Origin of the sequence: Micromonospora sp. NPDC049114 (genome assembly GCF_040648635.1) — a bacterium.
Lineage (GTDB): Bacteria > Actinomycetota > Actinomycetes > Mycobacteriales > Micromonosporaceae > Micromonospora.
Genome location: NZ_JBEZEA010000012.1, coordinates 56,467 through 74,193 on the forward strand (window position 1 = coordinate 56,467; position 17,727 = coordinate 74,193).

Sequence of the window (17,727 nt, forward strand, 5' to 3'; positions counted from 1 at the left end):
ACCGGGGTGATGGACCCCGAGTTGCGCTCCGCCATCGGCCGGATCGCCCGGGTTCCGCAGCTCCTGATCGCCTGCGACTACGACGGCACGCTCGCGCCGATCGTGGAGGACCCGAGCACCGCCGTACCGCTGCCCGAGTCGGTGGCGGCGATCCGCGCGCTCGCCGCGCTGCCGCAGACGAGCGTGGCAGTGGTCTCCGGCCGGGCCCTACGGGACCTGGCCGCGCTCTCCCGGCTGCCCAGCGAGGTGCACCTCGTCGGCAGTCACGGCTCCGAGTTCGACATCGGCTTCGTCGAGCGCCTCTCCCCCGAGCTGGTCGCGGTGCGTCAGCAGGTGCGCAACGCGCTGCGGGAGATCGCCGCCGACCACCCCGGCATCCGGCTGGAACGCAAGCCGGCCAGCGTCGCGGTGCACACCCGGGGCGTCGACCCGCAGGTCGCCGCCGCGGCCATCGAGGCGGTCCGCAACGGCCCGGCCACCTTCGACGGCGTCACGGTGACGCAGGGCAAGGAGGTCATCGAGCTGTCCGTGGTGGCCACCCACAAGGGCACCGCAGTCGACCAGCTCCGGACCCAGCTCTCGGCCAGCGCGGTGCTCTTCATCGGCGACGACGTCACCGACGAGAACGCCTTCGGCAACCTGCACGGGCCGGACCTGGGCATCAAGATCGGCCCCGGCGAGACCAAGGCCGGCTTCCGGGTGGCCGAGCCCATCGAGGCCGCCCGCGCGCTCGGGCTGCTGCTGGAGACCCGCCGCCACTGGCTCTTCGGCGAGCGGGCGGTGCCTATCGAGCGGCACTCCATGCTCGCCAACGGTCGTACGGTCGCGCTGCTCACGCCCGAGGCGAAGGTCAGCTGGCTCTGCCACCCCAAGCCGGACTCGGCGGCGATCTTCGCCGACCTGGTCGGCGGCAGCCCCGCCGGCCACTTCAGCGTCGCCCCGGAGCGTGGAGGCATCCCGCTGGGCCAGCGCTACCGCTCGGGCACGATGACCGTCGAGACCCGGTGGTCGGGGCTCACCGTCACCGACTGGCTGGACAAGCCGGCCCGCGAGACGACCCCCGACGGCCCGGCGGTGGTCACCGGCGACTCGACCCTGGTCCGGGTGCTCACCGGCAGCGGTCGGGTCCGGGTGGAGTTCGCCCCGCGCCCCGAGTTCGGTCAGGTCGCCGTGCAGTTGCAGCCGCTCGGCGACGGCCTGCTGGTGCTCGGCTCCAACGAGCCGGTCGCCCTCTACTCCCCCGGGGTCGAGTGGCAGGTCAACAACGACGGCGGATACGAGACCGCCAAGGCGATCGTCGACCTGTCGGCCGCCGGCGGGCAGGTCGTGTTGGAGCTGCGCTTCGGCACGCACAGCCTGGAGCACCACCGGGTGCCGATCCACGAGCGGCAGGCCGCGGCCGAGCAGCCGTGGAAGGACTGGGTGGCCTCGCTGCGGCTGCCGTCCACCTCCCGCGACCTGGTGGCCCGCAGCGCGCTCACCCTGCGCGGCCTCTGCCACGAGACGACCGGCTCGATCCTGGCCGCGGCGACCACCTCTCTCCCCGAGGAGCTGGGCGGCGTCCGCAACTGGGACTACCGCTACTGCTGGCTGCGCGACGCAGCGCTGACCGCCCGCGCGCTTGTCGACCTCGGGTCCATCGACGAGGCCGAGGCGTTCCTGCGCTGGGTCGACGGCTGCATCGAGCGCACCGGCGGTCACCCGGAGCGGCTGCACCCGCTCTACACCATCGACGGTTACGAGCTGGGCGCCGAGGCGGTCATCGACACGCTGCCCGGGTACGCCGGCTCCCGGCCGGTCCGGGTCGGCAACCTCGCCAACCACCAGCTCCAACTCGACGTGTTCGGCCCGATCGCCGACCTGATCGCGGCGGTCGCCGACGCGCGCGGCTCGGTCCGCGACGACGAGTGGCGGGTCCTGGAGAACATGGTCGAGGCGGTCCGCCGCCGTTGGCACGAGCCCGACCACGGCATCTGGGAGGCGCGGCTGCCACCCCGGCACCACGTCTTCTCCAAGGTGATGTGCTGGATGACAGTCGACCGGGCGCTGCACGTGATGCGCCAGCACGGCGGCGAGGACCGGCCGGAGTGGAAGGACCTGCGCGACCGGATCGGCGCCAACGTGCTGGAGCACGGCTGGCACGACGACGTCGAGGCGTACAGCGTCGCGTACGGGGACGAGGACATGGACGCCTCGTCGCTCTGGATCGGCCTCTCCGGCCTGCTCCCGGGTGACGACCCGCGCTTCCTGTCCACCGTCCTGAAGATCGAGGCGGACCTGCGCAGCGGCCCGGTCGTCTACCGCTACCACTGGGACGACGGCCTGCCCGGGCGTGAGGGCGGTTTCCACATCTGCACGGCGTGGCTGATCGAGGCGTATCTGCGCACCGGCCGCCGCACCGACGCCGAGGAACTGTTCGCGCAGATGGTGCTCACCGCCGGCCCGACCGGCCTGCTCCCCGAGCAGTACGACCCGCTCGCCGAGCGCGGTCTGGGCAACCACCCGCAGGCGTACAGCCACCTCGGGCTGATCCGCTGCGCCCTGCTGCTGGACAACATGCTCAAGCAGTAACTGTTCTTCACTACGACGACGGGCCGGAGCAGCGCTGCTCCGGCCCGTCGTCGTAGTGGCCGGTGCCGCGCCACGGTCTGACCGCGTCGACGGCGCCGGTCACCCGAGCGCCGCCGTCACCACCCTCGCGCCCGCCACCCCCTGCGCGTCCTTTGCTCTGCTTCACTCCAGGCAACACAAACGCCTTCTCCGTGTTTCCTCGGTTGAAGCAGAGCAAAGGACGCGCGGGGACCAGTCGGTCCCTGCCGCCCGCAGCATCCGAAGGGCCCGCTGCGCGCCGCTCTACCAGGGCCGCGAAGCACCTGCGTGGAGCGTGCTGCCGGTCACCGGTCGAGGGCACCCACCACGTCGCCGACCACCACGACGGCCGGCGGACGGAGGTCGGCCGCCAGCGTGTCGGCGGCGACCGTCGCGAGGGTCGCGCGGAGCACGCGCTGGGCGCCCGTCGTGCCCTCCTGGACGACGGCGGCCGGTGTCTGCGGCGGCCGGCCGTGCGCGATCAGGGTGGCCGTGATGGCGGCCAGGTTCTTCAGCCCCATCAGGATCACCAGGGTGCCGCGCAGGCCCGCGAGGGCGTCCCAGCGCACCAGCGAGGCCGGCGAGTCGGGTGCCACGTGCCCGGAGACGACGGTGAACTCGTGCGCCACCCCCCGATGGGTGACCGGGATCCCGGCCGCCGCGGGCGCAGCGATCGAGCTGGTCACTCCCGGAACGACGGTGACCGGCACGCCGGCCTCCGCACACGCGAGCAACTCCTCGCCGCCGCGGCCGAAGACGTACGGGTCGCCGCCCTTGAGCCGGACCACCACCGCGCCGGCCAGGGCACGGTCGACCAGGATCCGGTTGATCTCCTCCTGGGCCCGGGACGGGCCGTAGGGGATCTTCGAGGCGTCCACCAGCTCGACGTCGGCGCGGAGTTCGTCCAGGAGCAGACCGGGCACCAACCGGTCGGCGACCACCACGTCGGCCTCGGTGAGCAACCGCCAGCCCCGTACGGTGATCAGCTCCGGGTCTCCCGGCCCCGCCCCGACCAGCGCCACCCGCCCGGCTGTCGCACCGGTAGTGGCCTCGACGTCGGGGCGGGCCCGGGTGGGCGCGGTGTCGCGCACGGCGAGCAGGTCGCGGATGGCATCGCGGACGGTCATCGCGCGGCGGGGGTCTCCGCCACCGAGCACCGCCACGGTGACCGGGCCGTGTCGGGTCACCGCCGGCGTCCAGGCTGTGGCGGCGGTCCGGTCGTCAGCCCGGACGCAGAAGATCCGCCGCTCGGCGGCGACGGCGCTCACCGCAGCCGCCGCCATCGGATCGTCGATGGCCACCTGGACCAGCCAGGCCCCGTCCAGGTCCTCGGGCACGAACCGGCGCGGCACCCAGTGCAGCCGGCCCGCGTCCACCCGGGCCCGCAGCGCCGGGGTCAGCTCCGGGGCCACCAGCAGGACGTCCGCGCCGGCATCCAGCAGCGCCGGCACCCGCCGGGTGGCGACCGCGCCGCCGCCCACCACGACCACCCGCCGGCCGTCGAGCCGCAGACCAAGGGGGTACGGGCTGGCGCTCATCCGGCGCCACCCGACCGACCGCCGAACGTGGTCACTTCTCGGCCACCCCGGCGGAGTCGAAGGTGGCCACGTCGTGCAGCACGCGGACCGCCCCGGTGACCACGGGCAGCGCCAGCAGCGCGCCGGTGCCCTCGCCGAGGCGCAGTCCCAGGTCGATCAGCGGGTCGAGGCCGAGGTGGCGCAGTGCCACAGTCGCGCCCGGCTCGGCCGAGCGGTGCCCGGCGACCATGGCCCCGACCGCGTCCGGTGCGAACGCGGCGGCGGCGAGCGCCGCCGACACCGCGATCACACCATCCAGCAGGACCGGCGTACGGCGGGCCGCGGCGCCCAGGATCAGCCCGGCCAGCGCGGCGTGCTCAAGGCCACCGACGGCGGCGAGCACGCCCAGGGGGTCGGCCGGATCGGGCGTGTGCCGGGCCAGCGCGGCCCGCACGACTGCAACCTTGTGGGCGTACGTCGGGTCGTCGATCCCGGTGCCCCGGCCGGTGGAGTCGAGCGCGTCGACGCCGGTGAACGCGGCGATCAGCGCGGCGGCCGGGGTGGTGTTGCCGATGCCCATGTCCCCGGTGAGCAGGATGCCCGCCCCGGCGTCGATCAGCTCGTCGGCGATCCGGATGCCTGTCGACACCGCGGCCAACGCCTCGTCCCGGGTGAGCGCGGCGGTCACCGTGAGATCCCGGGTGCCCCGGCGCACGGAGGCGGCGACCAGTCGGGGCGCGGACGCGTCGACCGGCCCGGAAGCCTCGGGGACGGGCAGCGGGTTGGCCACCCCGACGTCGACAACCGTGACCGAGGCGCCGGCCTGGCGGGCGAACGCGTTGACGACCGCGCCGCCGGCCAGGAAGTTGCCGATCATCTGCGCGGTGACCTCCTGCGGCCACGGGCTGACCCCCTGGGCGTGCACCCCGTGGTCGCCCGCGAAGATCGCCACGGCCGCCGGCTCGGGCACCGGCGGTGGGCAGACCCCGGCCAGCCCGGCGAGGCGTACCGACAGATCCTCCAGCAGGCCCAGCGAGCCCGCCGGCTTGGTCAGCCGGCCGTGCAGCTCGCGGGCGGCGGCCATCGCCGCCTCGTCGAGTGGCCGGATGGCCGAAATCGTGGTCTCCAGCATCATGCCTCCATGGTCTCGCGCAGCACCTCGATGAACGCGTCGGTGGTGTTTCGGTCGCGTACCGCGACGCGCAGCCAGTCCGGGCCGAGCCCGGGGAAGGTGTCGCCCCGGCGTACCGCCCAGCCCCGATCGCGCAGGCCCTCCCGGACCCGGTTCGCGTCGGGCAGGTGCAGCAGGACGAACGCGCTGGCCGGACGCCCCGCGACGCGTACGCCGGGCAGGTCGGCCAGGCGCGCGACCAGGTGGTCGCGGTCGGCGGCGAGGTCGGCGGCGATCGCGCGTTCGGCCTCGACCGCGACTGCGGTGGCGCAGGCCTCGGCGGCGGCCAGCGCGGGCGTGGAGACGGCCCACAGCGGCTGCACGGCGGCCAGGCGGGCCAGCAACTCCGGGGCGCCGAGCAGGTAGCCGATCCGCAGGCCGGCCAGGCCCCACGTCTTGGTGAGGCTGCGCAGGACGAGCAGGCCGGGCAGATCCCGCCGCTGGGCCAGCGACTCCGGCTCGCCGGAGTGCGCACCGCCGGTGGTGTCCGCGAACGCCTCGTCGACCACCAGCACCCGACCCGGGCGGGCCAGCGCGGCCACCGTCCGCGCGGGGTGCAGCACCGAGGTGGGATTCGTCGGGTTACCGATCATCACCAGGTCGGCGTCGTCGGGCACCACTGACGGATCGAGCTGGAACCCGTCGGCCGGGTCCAGCAACACCCGCTCGACCGGATGACCGGCGGCCCGTAGCGCCGCCTCCGGCTCGGTGAACTGCGGGTGCACCACCACGGGTCGGCGAATGCCCCGCAACGCCTGGGCGATCAGCACGAAGCCCTCGGCGGCGCCGGCGGTGAGCAGTACCTCGTCCGGGTGACGCCGGTGCCGGGCGGCGACGGCGGCGCGGGCCGGCGCCGGGTCGGGGTAGCGGGCCAGGTCGGTGAGGGTGGCGGCGATCGGATCAGCCAGCCAGGCCGGCGGCGGCGCCTGGCGGACGTTGACGGCGAGGTCGATCAGACCGGCGCCCACCTCGGCGTCCCCGTGGTGCGCGAGGTCCGGCTCGGCCCCGGTGGGCGGGGCGACGGCCTCGAACTGATCACGCATGTCCGCGATCCTGCCGGGAAGGTGGCCGGCGGGACAGTCACTGTCGGCGTAAGCCATGTCACCACCTCACGGGTTTATGAGTTCTTCTCATGTACGAATCGGAAATGTCATAACTTGGCCACGTGAGCACCCGACCCCTTGCTGCCGCTGGTCGACTCGTCCCTCTTCTCCGCGCCGGGCTCATCGCCGGCATCGTGATCGCCGCCGTCGCGTACCCGGTGGTCGCCTTCACCGGGCTCGGCGCGAAGGCCACCGCGCACGCCACGGAGCAGAAGACCAGACTGCTGACCACCGCCCTGCCCGCCGAGACCTCCTACCTCTACGCCCCGGACGGCAAGACCGTGCTGACCATGTTCTACGAGGAGTACCGGCAGTACACGAAGCTGTCGGACATGTCGCCGAACATCCAGCAGGCGATCGTCGCCGCCGAGGACAACCGCTTCTACCAGCACCACGGCGTCGACCCGAAGGGCGTCGCCCGCGCCTTCGTGTCCAACGCCCGCTCCGGCGGCTCCCAGGGCGCCTCGACGCTGACCATGCAGTACGTCCGGATGGCCCTGCGGGACAGCGCGACCACCCCCAAGGAGGTCCAGGAGGCCACCCAGCAGACCAGCCTGCGCAAGGTCAAGGAGATGCGCATGGCGCTGGACCTGGAGAAGGAGATGAGCAAGGAGCAGATCCTCGAGCGCTACCTGAACTCCGCGTACTTCGGCCACCGGGCGTACGGCATCTACGCCGCCAGCGAGATCTTCTTCTCCAAGACCCCGAAGGACCTCACCCCGGTCGAGGCGGCCACCCTCGCCGGGCTGGTCAAGTCCCCCTCCGAGTACGACCCGGCCGACACCGACCAGAAGGACGCCACCGGGCGGCGCAACTACGTACTGGACCGGATGAGTCAGCTCGGCTACCTCTCCCCCGACTCGGCCGCCGCCGCGAAGACCGAGCCGATCCGGCTGAAGCTCACCACCCCGCCGAGTGACTGCGCCTCGCTCATCGAGAAGTACCGGAGCTGGGGCTTCGCCTGCGACTACCTGAAGAACTGGTGGAGCTCGCAGCCCGCGTTCGGGGCCAACCGGCTGGAACGGATGGACAAGCTGCGTCGGGGCGGCTACCGCATCGTGCTCAGCCTCGACCCCAAGATCCAGGAGGCGGCCGAGAAGAACGTCGGCGCCAAGGAGGGCACCGGCAGCCCGTTCGCCAACGGGATCGTGGTCTCCGAGCCGGGGACCGGGCGCGTGAAGGCCATGGCGGTGAACCGGAACTACTCCCTGGACCTGGCCGACAACCCACCCAGCTCCAACCCCGAGGCCGGACCCAAGGTGAAGGCCAACTATCCGAACACCGTGGCGCCGCTGCTCGGCGGCGGCGACCTGCCGGGCTACCAGGCCGGGTCGACGTTCAAGATGTTCCCGATGCTGGCCGCGCTGGACTCGGGGATGACGCTGTCCACCTCGTTCAACGCCCCGTACCGCTACAAGTCGTCGGTCTACGACGGCTGGGCGCCCTCCAACGCCAGCGGCGCGATGACCGGACAGCAGACCATGTGGTCCGGCTTCGGCAAGTCCGTCAACACGTACTTCGTGTGGCTGGAGGAAAAGGTCGGCGCAGACCGGGCGGTCCGGCTGGCCGAACAGCTCGGGCTGCGCTGGCGCACCGACGTCGACCGGGAACAGGCGTCCCCGGGCAAGGCCAAGAAGTGGGGCGCGTTCACCCTGGGCGTCTCCGACGCCACACCGCTGGAGATGGCGAACGCCTACGCCGCCGTGGCGGCCGACGGCCGCTACTGCGAGGCGATCCCGGTACAGGCGATCATGAACCGGGACGGCACCCCGGCCACGTACGCCACCCCGGGCGGTCTGCACCGCGAGGTCGCCAAGCCGCGCTGCCGGCAGGTGGTCAGCGCCGACGCGGCGAGGGCGGCCACCGACGCCGCCCGCTGCCCGACCGGGGACACTCCGGCACGCGGCGGCTGCGGCGGCTGGTCAACCGCCGACAGCGTCCGGGGCACGGTCGGCCGCCCGGTCGCCGGCAAGACCGGCACCACCGACAGCACCCGGTCCGCCTGGTTCGTCGGCTACACCCCGGAGCTGGCCGCGGCGAGCTTCATCTCCGACCCGGACAACCCGTTCAACGCCGTCGGTGACGGGCAGTCCCAGATCCCGATCGCGGCGGTGGCCGAGACACTGCGCGACGGCCTGAAGGGCACACCGACCCGACAGTTCACGCCACCGTCGGACGCCATCGTCGGATGACGACGCGGATCAGCGCAGATCCGCCGCCACGAACGACCACAGTTCGAGGTCGACCCGGCCACCGCCGACGAAACCGGCGTTGCGCAGCAGCCCCTCGTAGCTGAAGCCGGCCTTCTCGGCGACCCGGCGGGACGCCAGGTTTCCCGGCGCCACCCGCAGCTCGACCCGCTGGAAGCCGTGCTCCAGGATCAACGCGATGGCCACCGCGTCCACCGCCTCGGCGGCCAGGCCGAAGCCCCGCGCGTGGGGGGCCATCGCATAGGAGATCTCGGTGAGCCGGGCGCCCCAGTCGGTGCGCCGCGTCCAGAGGGAGCCGACCACCTGGTCGTCCTCCCGGCGGACCACCGCGTAGTGGTCGCCCTCGCCGCTGTCGCGTCGCTGCCGGGCCAGATCCGTGCACCAGGCGTGCCCGTCGATCGGGCCGGAGTCGTCGGCAAGCGGCAGCCACCTGCGGGTCAGCTTGTCGGCGAAGATCTCCCCGGCCGCCGACGCGTCCGCCGCCGTGAGCCGACGCACCTCGGTGCGCGGGGTGGAGACGGTCAACGCCGGAAACCGGCGGACCGCCAACTCACCGATCACGCGGGCACCACGGGAGTCTGCGCGGGCACCGCCTCGACAGTTGGCTCGCTGGCCGCCGCCGCAACCACCCGGGCGGCGGTCGCCGGGTGCCCCGCCCAGTGCAGGGTGAGCTGCGAGGCGTGCACGTTGCGCCACACGAAACCCTCCGGCGTGCCGCCGTCCCAGCTCCAGGCCGGCCGCTGACCGGCGCGCGGGGTGAGCACCGCCCGGTGCTCCTTGTGCCCGACGACAACAGTGCCGCTCGCGGCGACCACGCTGTCGGTCTGGGCGGTCGCCTCCCGGTAGCCCACCACGAGGCCGTCGCGGCTCACGCCCACCGCGTCCAGCACACCGCACATCGGCAGCCCGTCCAGCTCCCGGGCCAGCCACAGCAGGCCGGCGCCCTCGGCGACCACCGGCCGCCCGGTGCGGGCCAGCTCAGCCACCGCGATGCAGAGCCGCCGGTTGGCCGACAACTGCTCGGCGTACGACTCGGGCAGCGCACCCCCGACGACAAGCGCGCGGGTGCCCACCGGCAGCGCCTCGTCGCGCAGCGGATCGACAGTGACCACCTCGGCGCCGGCGGCGGTCAGCAGCTCCGCGGTCTCCGGGTGGCTGAAGCTGCCACCCGGCCCGCCGGCCAGCGCCACCAGCGGACGCTGCGCCGGGACGACCAGCTCACCGAGCGCCTCCTGCGGCGACCACGCCGCCGCCGGCAGCGGCGGGGCGGAACGGGCCAGGCCGAGCAGCCGCTCCAGGTCGACAGTGGCGGCGACCGCCTCGCCCAGCCGGCGCACCGCACGGCCCGCGTCGGCCGAGGAGTCGACCACCGGCGCCACCCCGTGCCGGCGTGACGGCAGCACGGCCGGCAGGTCCTGGCGACGCAACGCGCCGTAGACCGGCACGCCGACGTCGTCCAGCGCCTCCCGCAGCATCGCCTCGTGCCGCGACGACGCCACCCGGTTGAGGATCACCCCGCCCAGCCACAACTGCTCGTCGTACGAGCGGAAACCGTGCACCAGGGCGGCCACCGACTGGCCCATCGCGGCCACGTCGACCACCAGCACCACCGGACTGCGCAGCGCGGTGGCCGCGGCGGCCGTGGACTCCTGCTCCGGGCGGCCACCGACGGAGTCGTACAGGCCCATGCTGCCCTGCACCACGGCGAGCGCGGCGCCCGCGGCGCCGTGTGCGACAAGCGGGGCGAGCCGGTCGACGCCGACCAGCCGGGGATCGATCACCCGACCGGGCCGACCGGCGGCGAGACCGAGGTACGCGGCGTCGACATGGTCCGGGCCGAGCTTGAACCCGGCGACGTCGACACCCCGCTCGGCCAGTGCGGCGAGCAGCCCGATCGCCAGCGCGTTCTTTCCGTGCCCGGAGGACGGTGCGCTGAGCACCAGGCGCGGCACGACGGTCATCATCGACTCCTCGCGGGCGGCGGCGGGTACGCGACGGACAACCGAAAAGGTCGATCCGTCGGCGTGACGATACCCGTCCGATCCGACGGGCGAGCACCGCCAACCGGGGGTCGGCGGACCGTCCCGGCCCGGTCGCGGTGAGTGGCCCCGGTCATACGGGTAGCCTCGGTGCCGTGTACCGGTTCCTGCTGAGCCCACGCTGGTTGGGCGCCCTCGCGCTGACCCTGGTCGCCGCCGCCGTCATGGTGTGGCTGGGCAACTGGCAGCTGGACCGCTACCGGGGCCGCACCGAGATCAACGAGCGGATCGACGCGGGCGAGCGGATGGCCCCCGGGCCCCTGGCCGACGCGTTCCGCGCGCCCACCGACGGTCCGGGGACCGCCGGCCCGGCCCCCGCGAAGGACAAGGTCTGGACCCGGATCACCGCCACCGGCCGGTACGACACGTCGAACACCGTCCTGGTCCGCGGTCGGACTGTCGACAGCCGGGTCGGCTTCGAGGTGCTCACCCCGCTGGTTCTCGCCGACGGCAGCGCGCTGCTGGTGGACCGGGGCTGGATCCCGCCCGCGCCGGGCGGGGCGACCGCCCAGCCGTCGGTGCCCACCCCGCCGGGCGGCGACGTGACGGTCAGCGGTCGGGTGCACGAGACCGAGAGCGGCGGCGGCGCGGTGGACCGCCGCGACGGCCGGCTGGAGACGCGGCGGATCGCCGTACCGCGGCTGGCCCGCGAGCTGCCCTACCCGGTCTACGGCGGCTACCTGCTGCTGGACGACCAGACCCCGGCCGCCGACCCGGTGTTCAAGGCCGTGCCGGTCGGGCACACCAACAACTGGCAGAACTTCGGTTACGTCGTGCAGTGGTGGCTCTTCGCCGCCATGGCGATCTTCGGCTACGGCTGGGTGGCCCGACGCGAGGCACGGCGGGCCGCCGGGCTCGGCAGCACGAGCGCCCCGCTGGACCGGGCGGCCGAGCCGACGCCGAGCGCGTCCGCCTGACCGGGCGGCCCGCCCGGGTCGGCGGGGCCCGTCACCCGCCGGGGCGGCCGGCGTGGATGGCGCGGACCGCGTCGATCGTGTCGGCCTCGGCGGCGGACTTGTCGTCCCGGTAGCGCACCACCCGAGCGAAGCGCAGGGCCATCCCACCCGGATAACGGGTGCTCGTCTGCACCCCGTCGAAAGCGATCTCCACCACCTGCTCCGGGCGGACCCGGACCACCCAGTCGCCGCGTTCCACGGCAAGGTCGAGGAACCGCTCGGTCTGCCAGCGCAGCAGCTCGTCGGTGAGCCCCTTGAACGTCTTGCCGAGCATCACGAAGTCGCCGGTGCGCGGGTCGCGGGCACCCAGATGCAGGTTGGACAACCAGCCCTTGCGCCGGCCGCTGCCCCACTCGACGGCGAGCACCACCAGGTCGAGGGTGTGCCGCGGTTTGACCTTGACCCAGGCGGCCCCGCGCCGGCCGGCGTCGTAGGGGGCGTCCGGGTCCTTGACCACCACGCCCTCCTGGCCGGCGTCGAGCGCGGCGGCGAACGCCGCGCCGGCCTGCTCCGGCCCGTCAACCTCCATGCGCCCCACCAGCAGTGACGCGTCCACCGCGCCGGCGAGCGCGGCCCACCGCTCCCGACCGGGCAGGTCGATCAGATCCTCACCGTCGAGGTGCAGCAGGTCGAAGAAGTACGGGGTGAGCACCGTCGCGCCGGTGCTGGCTGCGGCCGCGAGCACCGCCGGGGCGACCGGAGTGCGCCCGGTGGTGCTCGGGGTGGTGCGCCGGGCAGCCCGGCTGGAGGTCTGCTGGAACGGCAACGGGCGGCCCGTCTCGTCCAGGCCGATCGCCTCGCCGTCGAGCACCAACTCCCGGCCGGGCAGGGCGCGGACCGCCGCGACCACCTCGGGCACCCGGCGGGTGATCTCGTCGAGGCTGCGGGTGAACACGGCGATGTCGGCGCCGGAGCGGTGCACCTGGATGCGGATGCCGTCGAGCTTCACGTCCACCACCGCCGGCGTGCCGGTCGCGGCCAGCGCCTCGTCGACCGAGGGGGCGCTCTGCGCGAGCATCGGCGCCAGCGGCCGGCCGACCTGCAGGCCGAACCCGGCCAGCTCGGCCTCGCCGCCGGCCAGCGCGGCCACCGCCACGGCACGCAGGTCACCGGCGAGCAGCAGGGCCCGACGGACGGTGGCCACCGGTACGTCGGCGGCCCGGGCCACGGCGTCGGCGAGCAGCCCGGCCTGGGCGCCCTGGCGCAGCTCACCGCCGAACAGGCCGGTGAGCAGCCGTTGTTCGTCGGCGGTGGCCGCCGCGTAGAGGCTGCCGAGCAGAGCCCGGCGGCGGGCCTGCGACCCGGCGCCCTGCACTGCGGCGATCTGCGCGATGGCCGCGTCGACGGCTGCCACGGTCAGCGTCGGCTCGGTGGCCGGTGGCGGCAGGTCACGCAGACTCGCGTAGCCCACGCCGGTCTGTCGCTGGCGCAGCTCACCGGCGAGATAGCCGGCGCCGGGCTCCACCTCGGCCGGGTCGAGCCGGCGCAGCGCGTCGGCGAGCAGCTCCACCTTGGCCCGCCGGCCGTTGGTGGCGCCCACGGCGGCGGAGGTGGCCGCCAGGTCGATGAACCGCACGAAGCCCATCCTGCCAGCCACCTCCGACACCGCCCGGGCATTGCCGTGCCCGGGCGGTGTCGGCGCGGTGCCGCAGCCCACGGAGGGCGGCGGGAATCAGGCGGAGACGGGTTCCTCGATGCGCAACCCTCGGGCGCGGACCTCGCCGGCGACCCGGGAGAGCACCGAGTCGAGGGCGACCAGGGCGGCGGACAGCTCACCGAGCTGGTCGTTGAGCGTGTCCTCGGACCACGCGGAGACGTCGACGTCCCCCAGTGCGCTGACGGCGGCCCCCAACCGGGCCATCACCTCGTTCGTACTCATGTTCGAAAGCCTATAGCAATCCCATCGGCGACACGCCGCATACGGGCAGATCAGACGCAAACTCTCCGTTGTCAGGCGGCGGCAGCCGCCACCTTGCCCAGCAGCAGCGCCTCGGCGAGGCACACCCGGGCGAACTCCCCGAGGTGCAGGCTCTCGTTCGGGCCGTGCGCGCGGGCGTGCGGATCCTCGACGCCGGTCACCAGGATCGCCGCCTGCGGGAACATCTCCTGGAACGTGGCGATGAACGGGATCGACCCGCCGATGCCGACGTCCACCGGATCGGTGCCGTCCCAGGCGGCCCGGAACGCCGACCGCGCGGCGTCGAACATCGGCCCGGACGCGTCGATCACACACGGGTCGCCGTCGTGCTCGAAGCTGACCGTCACCTGCGCGCCCCACGGCGCGTGCTTCTCCAGGTGCGCGCGCACCGCCTCGTACGCCCGCTTGGGGTCGTCACCCGGGGCCAGGCGGACGCTGAGCTTCGCCTTCGCGGCCGGGACCAGGGCGTTCGGCGCCTCGCCGGTGGACGGCGCGTCCACGCCGAGCACGGCCAGCGCCGGCTTGGTCCAGATCCGGTCGGTGATCCGGCCGGTGCCGATCAACCGCACGCCCTCGGCCAGCCCTGCCTCGGCCCGGAACCGGTCCTCCGGGTAGTCGACGGTGGCGCCCACCCGGCCAATCAGCCCGTCGACCGCCACGTCACCGGCGTCGTCGTGCAGCGTGGCCAGCAGCCGCACCAGCGTGGTGAGCGCGTCCGGGACCGCCCCGCCGAACATGCCGCTGTGCACGGCGTGGTCCAGCGTGCGCACCTCGACGAAGCAGTTCACGATGCCGCGCAGCGAGGTCGTCAACGCCGGTACGCCGATGTCCCAGTTCGCGGAGTCGGCGATCACGATGACATCCGAGGCGATCTCGTCGCGGTGCTCGACGAGCAGCCGCTCCAGCGAGTCGGAGCCGTACTCCTCCTCGCCCTCGATGAACAGCACCACACCGACCGGCAACGCGTCCCCGTACGCCCGCAGGGCCGCGACGTGCGCCATGATGCCGGCCTTGTCGTCGGCCGCGCCCCGGGCGTACAGGCGGCCGTCGCGCTCGACCGGCTCGAACGGGTCGGACTCCCACAGCGACCGGTCACCGACCGGCTGCACGTCGTGGTGGGCGTAGAGCAGCACGGTGGGCGCACCGGGTGGGGCCGCCCGACGGCCGATCACGGCGGGCTGCCCGCCGGAGCGCACGATGTCGACGTCCAGGCCGCAGCCGCGCAGCAGTTCGGCGACCGCCTCGGCGGAACGCTCCACGTGTGAGTGGTCGAAGCCCTCGAAGGCGATGCCGGGGATGCGGACGAGGCGTTCCAGGTCAGCGCGGACGCCGGGCATCTCCCGCTCGACGGCGGCCCGCACCTCGGACTCGGACATGATCGGTGAGGTCATGACCGGAATCGTATGCTGGCCTTACTCAGGCATGCGGGCCGAGCCCGTACCGTCACCGCCGCTCGCTGGGCCGGAGCCCGCCCGCGCGCCCGGGGCGGCCCGGCCGGCGCGGTGCGCGCGGGCGGCCGCGTCGGTGGCGGCATCCATCCAGGAGCGGGCCCGGCCGGCCGTGCCGCCCACCCACTCGCCGACGTCGCTGGCCCCGTCGCCGAGGCGGCGCAGCAACCCGACCAGCGGGTCGGTGGAACTGCTGAACTCCTCCCGGTACGACTCGGCGGCAGCCTTGATCTCCTCCGAGACGCTTGTCGAGGCGTCGTCGTCGCGGCGCGGATAGTCCCCGGCCAGCACCCGCCCGTACGCCCCGGAGTCGATCCACTGCCGCACCTGCGCGGCCCGCGCCACGGGCGCGGGGTGGGTGCTCCACGCCGTCATCCGGATCTTGTGCAGGCTGTCGCGCAGGTCGCCGCCGCCGGCGTACTCGGCGGCCTGCTCCAGGAAGGCTGTCGTGTCGATCTGCGACAGGTCGCCGCCGCCCGCGAGCTTCATCAGCAGCCGCAGCGCGGCGGCCGGGTCCTGCCCGGCGAGCAGGCCGGCCCGGTCGGCGGACAGCTCCGCCTTGCGCCACCACTCCAGCATCGCCGCGATGATCGCCCGCAGCGCGAACGCGCCCACCGGCAACCAGCTCAGGTTGGCCGCCCACCGGGTGAGGATCATGAGCATGGTCTTGTAGACCGCGTGCCCGCTGCCCACGTGCCCCAACTCGTGGCCGAGCAGGCAGCGCAGCTCGTCCTCGTCGAGCTGCTGCACGCACGCCGAGTTCAGCACGATGAACGGCCGGTCCAGACCGACCGCCTCGGCGCCCAGCCAGGGCGACTGCGTCACGTACAGCTCGGGCAGCTCGGCGACGTCCAGCGCCGCCGCGGCCTCGGTGTAGCGCTGCCACACCGCCGGATACTGCCGGTGATCGACGCGGATGCCGGACGCCAGCACGGACAGCCGGAAACCCCGCTCGTTCCACATGCCGAAGAACGCCCGCACCACGTCGTCGAAACCACGCAACTCGCGCAACGCGACCAGGGCGCCCCGGTCGGCCGGATGCTCCCAGGCCCGCGAGCTGATGCCGGTGAGGGTGATCCGGCGCCGCGCTGGCGCGTCCGCTGCCGTCATGATGGGTCCCCGTTCGCCGTGAGTCCTCGCATCGTGCCCCAGCGGGTGGCCAACGTCCATGCCCGGTCAGCGAACCCGCACGTAGTAGCGGGACGCGTCCAGCGGCACCGTCGGCGCACCGTCGACCACCAGGTCGGCGCGCGTGGCGGTGTCGTCGGCGGCGAAGTGCGCCCGCTCCCCGGCATGCCAGCGGCGCAGCTCGGGCAGGATCTCCGGCCCGTCCCGCTCGACCGCCCGGGCCAGCCGCAGCGGCGCGGGCGCGGTGACGAAGACGGCGAGGGTCAGCTCCGGCCGGACGACGGCACGTGCCGCGCTGACCCCCTCCACGATCAGCACCGGCGTCACCGGCACCGGCACCGGGCGGGGCAGGAAGCACCGCCGCACCCAGCTGTAGCGCCGGTAGGACCCCGGCTCCCCCTGGCGCAGCGGGGTCAGCACCTCGCTGTCGAGACGAGGCCAGAAGGTGAGCTGATCGTCCCAGCCGTCGAGCAGGTCGTCGGTGTGCACCACCGGCGGACGCCCGCCGGGCAGCGCCGCCAGGGCGTCCGCGAGGTGCGCGGCGAACCGGCTCTTGCCCGCGCCGCTCGGCCCGTCGACCGCGACGAGCCGGGTCCGCCCCAACCGCGCCGGGCCCGCGAGCACCCGACGCGCCAACTCGGCGTACGCCTCGACGACCACCACCGGCGGCACCTGCCCGGCGGATCGCCCGGTCGGCCCGCCGACGTCCACGCCCCCGTGCCCGCCCTCGTTTCCGCCCTGCGACCCGCCCTCGCCCACGCCTTCGTTCCCGCTCCCCGCCCTGTCCCCGGTCACGCCTTCGTTCCCGCTCCCCGCGCGCCCCCCGTCACCGCCCTGCGACCCGCCCTCGCCCACGCCCCCATCCCCGTTCCGGCCCGTGCCGTCGGGGCTGCGCCGCTGTGGGCCCCTGCGGGCAGGCTCCCTGGTGACGGGTCCGTGCACGACCGAAGTATGCCTCGCGCAAGCCCCCGCGCCGGCGGTTCACCGCCCAGATCAACTCGGCATCATTGATGTCGGGGTATCCCGTCGGCCAGGACACCCCGACATCACGGAAACCGAGTCGATCACCCCGGTTTCGCCAGCCTGACACGTCCGGCTGACGGCCCTGGACCGGTCACTCTCACGACCGGGGGAATTGGGGCGGCGACGGGTGACGGGCGGCCCGTTCGGCGCGCGGCTTGGTACCCGAGTCGGCATGATCGGGTGGTGCTCCGAGACGTGATGAGCCCCGGCATTGACGCCCTGCTCGAACAGGCCCGCGCCGGGCTGCACCGATTGACTCCACAGCAGACCGTCGAGGCGGTCCGCGGTGGCGCCCTGCTAGTCGACACCCGCACCGACACCCAGCGCCGCGAACAGGGCGACCTGCCCGGGGCGGTCGTCATCGACCGCACGGTGCTGGAATGGCGGCTCGATCCGGCAAGCGCCTGGCGCATCCCGGAGGCCACCGCGTACGACCGGGAGATCGTGGTGGTGTGCCGCCAGGGCTACAGCTCCAGCCTGGCCGCCGCCAGTCTCCAGACCCTCGGCCTGCGCCGGGCCACCGACATGATCGGCGGCGTCGACGCGTGGCTGGCCGCCGGGCTGCCCACCACTGACCGCCCCGCCGACATCCGGCCCTGAACCGCGCCCGCGCCGCGTCCACCAC

14 protein-coding genes are annotated in these 17,727 nt (G+C 74.0%); 4 read left to right on the forward strand and 10 right to left on the reverse strand.

Going from position 1 to position 17,727, the window contains the following annotated elements:
• Window positions 1-9 precede the first annotated feature (9 nt).
• Window positions 10-2,571, forward strand: coding sequence for a trehalose-phosphatase (gene otsB / locus AB0B39_RS26785; RefSeq protein ID WP_234582173.1), 2,562 nt, complete (start codon window positions 10-12; stop codon window positions 2,569-2,571).
• A gap of 323 nt (window positions 2,572-2,894) precedes the next feature.
• Here otsB and cobA read toward each other — a convergent pair whose 3' ends face one another.
• From cobA to cobC, 3 genes are read right to left on the reverse strand one after another with little or no spacing between them, the layout of a single operon-like run.
• A complete protein-coding gene (gene cobA, locus AB0B39_RS26790) occupies window positions 2,895-4,127 on the reverse strand; it encodes a uroporphyrinogen-III C-methyltransferase (RefSeq protein WP_357496174.1) in 1,233 nt (410 codons plus the stop codon).
• Between the two features lie 31 nt (window positions 4,128-4,158).
• Complete coding sequence (cobT, locus tag AB0B39_RS26795) at window positions 4,159-5,238, reverse strand: nicotinate-nucleotide--dimethylbenzimidazole phosphoribosyltransferase (protein WP_357496269.1); 1,080 nt, start codon at window positions 5,236-5,238, stop codon at window positions 4,159-4,161.
• Window positions 5,238-6,320: an Rv2231c family pyridoxal phosphate-dependent protein CobC gene (gene cobC, locus AB0B39_RS26800; protein WP_357575712.1), complete on the reverse strand. Its 1,083-nt coding sequence runs from the start codon at window positions 6,318-6,320 to the stop codon at window positions 5,238-5,240. The genes cobT and cobC overlap by 1 nt, the downstream gene beginning before the upstream one ends.
• A 122-nt stretch (window positions 6,321-6,442) precedes the next feature.
• Here cobC and AB0B39_RS26805 point away from each other — a divergent pair, with 122 nt between their 5' ends.
• On the forward strand, window positions 6,443-8,572 hold the full coding sequence (locus AB0B39_RS26805) for a transglycosylase domain-containing protein (RefSeq protein WP_234582133.1): 2,130 nt from the start codon (window positions 6,443-6,445) through the stop codon (window positions 8,570-8,572).
• A 9-nt stretch (window positions 8,573-8,581) separates the two neighbouring features.
• Here the strand turns inward: AB0B39_RS26805 and AB0B39_RS26810 are convergent, their stop codons facing one another.
• The gene (locus tag AB0B39_RS26810; RefSeq protein ID WP_234582132.1) at window positions 8,582-9,151 is read right to left on the reverse strand and encodes a GNAT family protein; all 570 of its coding nucleotides are present in this window, start codon (window positions 9,149-9,151) and stop codon (window positions 8,582-8,584) included.
• Window positions 9,148-10,551 carry a cobyrinate a,c-diamide synthase gene (locus AB0B39_RS26815; protein ID WP_357496169.1) on the reverse strand — a complete coding sequence of 468 codons (1,404 nt, stop codon included), beginning with the start codon at window positions 10,549-10,551 and terminating at the stop codon, window positions 9,148-9,150. Before AB0B39_RS26815 ends, AB0B39_RS26810 begins: the two co-directional genes overlap by 4 nt.
• A 173-nt stretch (window positions 10,552-10,724) precedes the next feature.
• Between AB0B39_RS26815 and AB0B39_RS26820 the strand changes: the two genes are divergently transcribed.
• On the forward strand, window positions 10,725-11,546 hold the full coding sequence (locus AB0B39_RS26820; protein WP_234582131.1) for an SURF1 family protein: 822 nt from the start codon (window positions 10,725-10,727) through the stop codon (window positions 11,544-11,546).
• Between the two features lie 31 nt (window positions 11,547-11,577).
• Here the strand turns inward: AB0B39_RS26820 and AB0B39_RS26825 are convergent, their stop codons facing one another.
• The 5 genes from AB0B39_RS26825 to AB0B39_RS26845 form a co-directional block, all read right to left on the reverse strand.
• The gene (locus AB0B39_RS26825) at window positions 11,578-13,170 is read right to left on the reverse strand and encodes an ATP-dependent DNA ligase (protein WP_357496267.1); all 1,593 of its coding nucleotides are present in this window, start codon (window positions 13,168-13,170) and stop codon (window positions 11,578-11,580) included.
• A gap of 87 nt (window positions 13,171-13,257) precedes the next feature.
• Entirely contained in the window at window positions 13,258-13,464 is a 207-nt protein-coding gene (locus tag AB0B39_RS26830; protein ID WP_007464240.1) for a hypothetical protein, read from the reverse strand.
• Between the two features lie 71 nt (window positions 13,465-13,535).
• A complete protein-coding gene (locus tag AB0B39_RS26835; protein ID WP_234582171.1) occupies window positions 13,536-14,879 on the reverse strand; it encodes a dipeptidase in 1,344 nt (447 codons plus the stop codon).
• Between the two features lie 36 nt (window positions 14,880-14,915).
• Entirely contained in the window at window positions 14,916-16,061 is a 1,146-nt protein-coding gene (locus AB0B39_RS26840; protein WP_357496165.1) for a M48 family metallopeptidase, read from the reverse strand.
• A 66-nt stretch (window positions 16,062-16,127) separates the two neighbouring features.
• The gene (locus AB0B39_RS26845; protein WP_357496265.1) at window positions 16,128-16,790 is read right to left on the reverse strand and encodes a hypothetical protein; all 663 of its coding nucleotides are present in this window, start codon (window positions 16,788-16,790) and stop codon (window positions 16,128-16,130) included.
• Between the two features lie 510 nt (window positions 16,791-17,300).
• On the opposite strand from AB0B39_RS26845, the gene AB0B39_RS26850 reads away from it, so the two are divergent.
• Complete coding sequence (locus tag AB0B39_RS26850; RefSeq protein WP_039908933.1) at window positions 17,301-17,702, forward strand: rhodanese-like domain-containing protein; 402 nt, start codon at window positions 17,301-17,303, stop codon at window positions 17,700-17,702.
• Window positions 17,703-17,727: the final 25 nt, after the last annotated feature.